Annotated in this window: 6 protein-coding genes; all 6 read left to right on the top strand. The window is 68.6% G+C overall.

Annotated elements, in window-relative coordinates; translation table 11 throughout:
- Positions 1-59 precede the first annotated feature (59 nt).
- The 6 genes from AB0E63_RS36990 to AB0E63_RS37015 all read left to right on the top strand — a co-directional run bounded on the left by AB0E63_RS36990 (position 60) and on the right by AB0E63_RS37015 (position 6,705).
- Positions 60-965 (top strand): LysR family transcriptional regulator, encoded by a 906-nt coding sequence (locus AB0E63_RS36990; RefSeq protein WP_360376609.1) that lies wholly within the window; start codon positions 60-62, stop codon positions 963-965.
- 79 nt (positions 966-1,044) lie between these two features.
- On the top strand, positions 1,045-3,129 hold the full coding sequence (locus tag AB0E63_RS36995) for an alpha-amylase family protein (RefSeq protein ID WP_360376611.1): 2,085 nt from the start codon (positions 1,045-1,047) through the stop codon (positions 3,127-3,129).
- Positions 3,130-3,178: 49 nt separating this feature from the next.
- Positions 3,179-3,406 (top strand): hypothetical protein, encoded by a 228-nt coding sequence (locus tag AB0E63_RS37000; RefSeq protein WP_360376614.1) that lies wholly within the window; start codon positions 3,179-3,181, stop codon positions 3,404-3,406.
- A complete protein-coding gene (locus AB0E63_RS37005; RefSeq protein WP_360376617.1) occupies positions 3,406-4,320 on the top strand; it encodes a D-2-hydroxyacid dehydrogenase in 915 nt (304 codons plus the stop codon). The genes AB0E63_RS37000 and AB0E63_RS37005 overlap by 1 nt, the downstream gene beginning before the upstream one ends.
- A 38-nt stretch (positions 4,321-4,358) precedes the next feature.
- Positions 4,359-5,024, top strand: coding sequence for a GntR family transcriptional regulator (locus AB0E63_RS37010; protein WP_360376620.1), 666 nt, complete (start codon positions 4,359-4,361; stop codon positions 5,022-5,024).
- Between the two features lie 316 nt (positions 5,025-5,340).
- A complete protein-coding gene (locus AB0E63_RS37015; protein ID WP_360376622.1) occupies positions 5,341-6,705 on the top strand; it encodes an FAD-binding oxidoreductase in 1,365 nt (454 codons plus the stop codon).
- Positions 6,706-6,758: the final 53 nt, after the last annotated feature.

Genomic DNA, 6,758 nt, shown 5'->3' on the forward strand with positions numbered 1-6,758 from the left:
GCGGATTGTTCACGTCCATCGCGGCTTCTTGGACAGGATCGTGTAGCTATTCTGAACAGATGCTGGATCTGCACCGCCTCCGCCTGCTGCGCGAAGTCCACGACCGCGGCACGGTCCATGGTGCCGCCCGCGCCCTCGGGTACACCCCCAGCGCCATCTCGCAGCAGCTGTCCGTTCTGGAGCGCGAGGCGGGAACGCCACTGCTCGAGCGGGTCGGCCGCAACGTCCGGCTGACCGCGGCCGGACAAGTCCTGGTGCGGCATGCCTCGACGCTGCTGGAGGGCGTGGAGGCTGCCGAAGCGGAGCTGGCAACGGTCGCGGCCGGCCGAGTGGCCGGCGTGGTCCGGATCGCGTCGTTCCAATCAGCGTTCCTGCGCGTCGTGGCACCAGCAATCCGTACGCTCGCCGCCACGCACCCGGACATCCGGGTAGAAGCCACCGAGACCGAGGTCGAGCAAGCCGTACCGGCACTCCGACTCCAGCAGTTGGACGTGGTCGTCGGCGACGAGTACGACGGCCAGCCCCGAGCCGTACACACGGACCTGCATCGCGAGCCGTTGCTGCGCGAACAGATCCGCGTCGTCCTGCCCACCGACCACCCCGAGGCCGCCGCCGACCGGGTGCCAATGAAACGACTGGCCGACATCGCGTGGGCCTGCTGCCAGCCTGGCACCGGTCACCGCGAGATGCAGGTACGAGTCTGCCGCGAGCTCGGCGGTTTCGAACCCGACCTCCGCTACAGCTCCGACGACTTCCTCATCCTGCTCGAGCTCGTCCGTACGACGGGAGCCGGCGCACTCCTCCCGGACCTGGTTCTCGGCCACGGCGCCCCCGGCGTTGCCGTCCGCCTACCGGCCGAGGGAGCTGTCGGACGCGAGGTCTTCCTGCTCACCCGCCGTACGCAAACCCCGCCGGTCGCCGCGGTCGCCGACGCCCTCCGCGCCGCCGCAGCCGAAAGCCGCTAGAGCCAAAGGCCTGACAGCAGCTCTTGCCAGGCGTGCATTCTTGTCTGACAATTTTGGGACCAACGACTCCGGAGGCGCGATGCACACCGAGCCCGAGCAGCAGGCCCCAGCAGTCGATTCCGATCCGGACTGGCCGTTGGCGGCGACTCGCTGGGCCCAGATCACCTTGGCCGAGGACGATCCCGCGCATTTCGACGCGGACTTCTGGCTCCGGCTGATGCGCGAGAGCAAGTCCAACGCGACCTGCATCAGCGCCGGCGGCTACGTCGCCTACTACCCGACGCAGCTCGAGTACCACTATCGCAGCAAGTACCTCGGCGACACCGACCCGTTCGGTACTCTCGTCGACGGTGCCCGGAGTCTCGGCATGAGCGTGATGGCCCGCGCCGATCCCCACGCGGTCCACGCCGACGCCGCGGCCGCGCATCCCGAGTGGCTCGCCCGTGACCGCGACGGCAATCCGATCGAGCACTGGGCGTACCCGGGGATCTGGCTGACGTGCGCGTTCACGCCGTACCACCGGGAGTTCATCACCGAGGTGATCCGCGAGATCGTCCGCGAGTACGGCGTCGACGCGGTCTTCGCCAATCGGTGGGAGGGGTACTACGGCATCTCGTACAGCGAGGGCGCTCGCAAGTCGTTCCGGGACGAGACCGGTCTCGAGTTGCCCGCGGCCGAGCACGCCGAGGGCTGGCCGGAGTACGTCGCCTGCCGACGCCGGCAGCTCGGTGAACTCGTCGGCATCTGGGACCAGGCGGTCCGCGACCTGCGGCCGCACGCGCGGTTCGTCCCGAACCTGGGAGCGCTCGCCGCACGGGATCTGGCCCGCGACCTGGCCGAACCAATCTCCCCGCTGTTCGTCATCGACAAGCAGGGCCGCTCCGGGACCGAGGCGCCATGGGCGGCGGGCCGCAACGGTAAGCGCAACCGTGGTGTCTTCCCCGATCGGCCGGTGCGGCTGATCACCTCGGTCGGACCCGAGCACAAGTACCGCTGGAAGGACTCGGTCGCGCCCGGCGAAGAGACCAAGACTTGGATCGTCGACGGGTTCGCCCACGGAGCGCTCCCTTGGTTCACCAAGTTCAACGCGAGCGTGCCGGACCACCGCTGGGTGCAGCCGATCGTCGACGCCTTCAATCTGCACGCAACCGTCGAGCCGGTGCTCAGGGACCTGAAGATCACCGCAGAGATCGCTGTCTTGGATCCGACGCGCACCGGACAGCTCCGCGCCGGCGATCACGATCACGACGACGGCTTCTACCACGCGCTCGTCGAGGCACGGGCCCCGTTCGAGTTCGTCTCCGATCAGCTGCTGACGGCCGAGCGGCTGCGCCCGTTCAAGGTGGTCGTCCTCGCCAATGCGGAGCAACTCAGCGACGAGCAGTGCGCGATCCTGCGTGAGTACGTCGCTGGCGGCGGCTCACTCGTGGCGGCGTACCAGAGCTCCTTGTACGACGAACGCGGCGAGGCGCGGGCGGACTTCGGGCTCGGCGACGTGCTGGGCGTGAAGCTGGCCGAACCGAGTCGGGCGATCAAGAACAACTACATCGCGCTGATGGACGAGCATCCGCTGAACGCCGGGTTCGAAGGAACGACCCGGATCATTGGCGGCACCCACATCCTCGGGGTCGAGGCCAACGGAGTGATTCCGTTCCGGTTCATTCCCGACTTCCCGGATCTGCCGATGGAGGAGGTGTATCCGCGGGAGGCGCCGGATCGGCCGGCGGTGATCTGCACCGAGAACGCGAACGGCGGCCGGACCGTCTACTTCCCGTTCAACCTCGGCGCGATCTTCTGGGAAGCGCTCCAATCCGATCACGGCCGGTTGATCGCGAACGCGGTCGGCTGGGCGCTCGGCAAGGCGCCCGAGGTGACCGTCGACGGCGCCGGCCTGGTCGATGTCGCCGTACATCGTGGTGACACCGGAGTGGCCGTTGCCCTGGTCAACCTCACGAACCCGATGGCGATGCGCGGGCCGATCCGCGAGACCCTCCCGCTGCCGCCGCAGACCGTGTCGATCGCCGTACCCGATCGGCCGCTGAAGGTGCGGCTGCTCGTCGCCGGCGTGGACGTCGAGCCGACGGTCGCCGACGGCCGGGCCGAGGTGGTCATCCCGACCGCGGGGCTGCTCGAGGTCGTGCACGTCGACTGGAGCCGCGCATGAGGCTCTGGTGGCACTCGCCTTTCCGGATGTTCCAGACCAACCTGCGCGAGTGTACTTCGCGACGTGGAACGATTTCTTCGTACCGTTGATCTACCTGACCAGGACGCAGGTGTTCACCGTCCCGGTGGCGCTGAACTCCATGGTCGACTCCGAGACCCAGACTGGGGTGGGCATGCTGTTCGCGATGTCGTTGCTGTCACTGGTCCCGATCCTGATCTTCTTCGCTGTCGCCCAGAAGTACCTGATCCGCGGAATCGCCACGACGGGACTGAAATGATGATCGTTGTTGTAGGCAAGGAATCGCCGGCGTACGTCGAGGCTGCCGGTGCCGCCCGGATCCGGTTCGTCGACACGCTCGACGACGCCGCGGACGTGTTCGGGGAGATGGAGGCGGTGATCGGCCGGGTTCCGGCGGCGGTGCTGGCGAAGGCGCCGCGGCTGCGCTGGGTGCACAGCCCGTCGGCCGGGGTCGACGCCGACCTCTCACCCGAGATGCTGGCGTCGCCGGTGGTGCTGACTTCGAGCGCCGGCAATGGCGGGATCTCACTGGCCGAGCACTCGCTGCTGCTGATGCTCATGCTGAACCGTGACGTGCCGCGGTGGATGCGTGCCCAGGCGGATCGTCGCTGGGACCACTTCGTCCACAGCGAGCTGGCCGGACTCACGGTCGGCATCTACGGTCTCGGCAACTCCGGGCTCGATCTCGCGCTCAAGGCCAAGGCGTTCCACATGCGCGTTCTCGGCGTACGACGTCGGCCCGAGCTGCCCTCGCCGTACGTCGATGAGCTGTGCGACCTGGACCGGCTGCTGGCGGAGTCGGACTTCGTCGTGGTCACGGCACCGCGGACGGCTTCGACGGCCGGCGTGTTCGGGCGGGAGGCGTTCGCGCGGATGAAGTCGTCGGCGTACTTCATCTGCATCTCGCGCGGCGGGATCGCGGACGACGACGCGTTGCTCGACGCACTGCGGACCGGGCAGATCGCCGGCGCCGGCCTGGACGCGCACGGGGTCGAGCCGTTGCCGCCGGAGAGCGCGTTCTGGTCGTTGCCCAACGTCATCGTCACGCCACACAACGGCGCGACCAGCACCGGTACGCGGCGCCGTAGCCAGGAGATCGTCGCCGAGAACGTACGCCGCTTCGTGGCCGGGGAAACGCTGCACAACGTCGTTGACAAGAGTGCCGGTTATTAGACCAGTACACTTGCCAGACAGGTCCTGGAGGGGGTGGAGTGGGTACGGATACGCGCCTGGAGCTCGGGCCGTCGTCGCTGACGGACGCCTTGTACGAGTCGGTCCGCAAGCGGATCGTGAACGGCGAGATCCCCCAGGGCGAGAAGCTCACCGAGGTCCGGCTCGCGACCGAGTACAACGTGGCCCGGCCGACCGCGAAGGCGGCGCTGGAGCGGCTCACCGCGCTCGGCCTGTTACGCCGTACGGCCCACAAGACGGCTGTGGTCCCGGTGCTCGACCAGGACGAGATCCGGGACCTGTTCTTCAGCCGCGTCACGATCGAGAAGGCCGCGGTCTCCGCCCTGGCGGTGACCGGTGAGGTGCCGGCCGACGCCGCGCGGGCCCAGGTCGCGATCGAGTACGCGGCCCGCGACCGGTTGTTCGAGGATCAGGTGGAGGCCGACATCGCGTTCCACTCGGCGCTGGTGTCGGCCGTCGGGAGCCGGCGATTGTCGCGGATGCACGAGCTGATCCTGGGTGAGGTGCACCTGACGATGGGCCAGTACAAGGCGCATCGCAAGGCCGATCCGTCGACGGTCGCGTCCGAGCACGCCGCGATCCTCGAGGCGATCCGCGCCGGTGACGCGACCGCCGCGGCCGAGCACCTGGCCTACCACCTCGACCAGGCCCAGAACCGCCTCCTCAGCACCCTGCAGCAGGACTGATCAGACCAGGTCGTGACGCAGCAGGACGGTGCTCGTCGGGGTTCTGCCGGCAGCTTCTGGTCGGTACCGGAATGGCGTCTTCGACATCGGCCGCGGAGATCTCCCGGCGGGTTTTTCAGGGTTGACGAAAGTCGGGTCGCGCGGGAAGGTCGGGGATGAACGGGCGGGGTCTGGGGGAGGTCCGCGTTGCCCGTCGGGGGATCAGACGCTCTCTGGGGTGAGGTTTCGCGCTGCGCTCGACGCTGGCGACCGGTCTGCGCGGCCTGCGTAGTACGTACGCACGCCGCTCTGAGGCAGGAACTGTCGGGGAGAGAACATGGGCACGATCGACGACTTGAGAGAACGCACCAGAGGGCTGATCCTCACCGAAGGTGACGAGGGGTACGACGAGGCGCGCAAGGTCCACAACGCGATGCACGACAAGCGGCCGCGGGTCGTGGTGCGGTGCGAGAACGCCGGCGACGTGATGGCGGCCATCGACTACGCGCGGACGAACGAGCTGGATCTCGCGGTCCGCGGCGGATCGCACAGCGTGCCCGGGTTCGGCACGGTCGACGGCGGTGTCGTCATCGACCTGAGCGGGATGCGGAACGTCCGGGTGAACCCGGTCAGCCGGACCGCGCGGGCCGGCGGCGGCGCGACCTGGGGCGACTTCAACGCGGCCACGCACGCCTTCGGGCTGGCCACGACCGGTGGGATCATTTCGACCACCGGCGTCGGCGGGCTGACGCTCGGCGGCGGGATCGGATACCTGGCCCGCGGGCTCGGGCTGTCCTGCGACAACCTGATCTCGGCCGACGTGGTGACCGCGGACGGGCAGTTCCTGCTCGCGAGCGAGAAGGACAACGAGGATCTGTTCTGGGCGCTCCGCGGGGGCGGCGGCAACTTCGGGGTGGTGACCGCGCTGGAGTTCCGGCTGGCGCCGGTGTCCACGATCTACGGCGGTCCGATGCTGTTCGAGATGTCGGACGCGGCCGCCGTCGTCGCGGGGTTCCGGGACATGATCGGCGATGCGCCCGAGCAGCTTGGCGGGTTCCCGGCGTTCCAGATTGCCCCGCCGCTGCCGTTCATCCCGGAGGACCGGCACGGCGAGGTCTTCGCCTTCATCGTCGGCTGCTGGGCGGGCGATCCAGATCAGGGTGAGAGCCAGATCTCGAAGTTCCGTGAGTTCGCGCCGGTGGTCGCCGAGCACGTCGGGCCGATGCCGTACCCGGCGCTGAACGCTGCCTTCGACGGGCTGGTTCCGCCGGGGCTGCAGCACTACTGGAAGGCGAACTTCGTCACCGAGCTCACCGACGAAGCGATCCGGGCGCACCTGCGGCACGCGCCCGGCCTGCCGGCGGTGAACTCGACCGTGCACATCTACCCGATCGACGGCGCCTGCCACCGGGTGACTCCGGACGGCACCGCGTTCGCCTACCGGGACGCGAACTTCGCCACTGTGATCGCCGGCATGTGGCCGGACCCGGCGCAGAACGAGGCCGGGGTCGAGTGGGTCAAGTCGTACTACGACGACGTCTCACCGCACTCGGAGTCGGGCGGGTACATCAACTTCATGGCCGGCGACGACCAGGGGCGGATCCGCGACAACTACAAGGACAACTACGACCGGCTGGTCGAGGTCAAGCGCAAATACGACCCGGGCAACCTGTTCCACCTGAACCAGAACATCGCGCCCTAGGCAACAAAACGGCCGGCCCGTACGGCGTGCGCCCTACGGGCCGACCGGGGGTG

Source organism: Kribbella sp. NPDC026596 (assembly GCF_040638415.1).
Taxonomy (GTDB): domain Bacteria; phylum Actinomycetota; class Actinomycetes; order Propionibacteriales; family Kribbellaceae; genus Kribbella.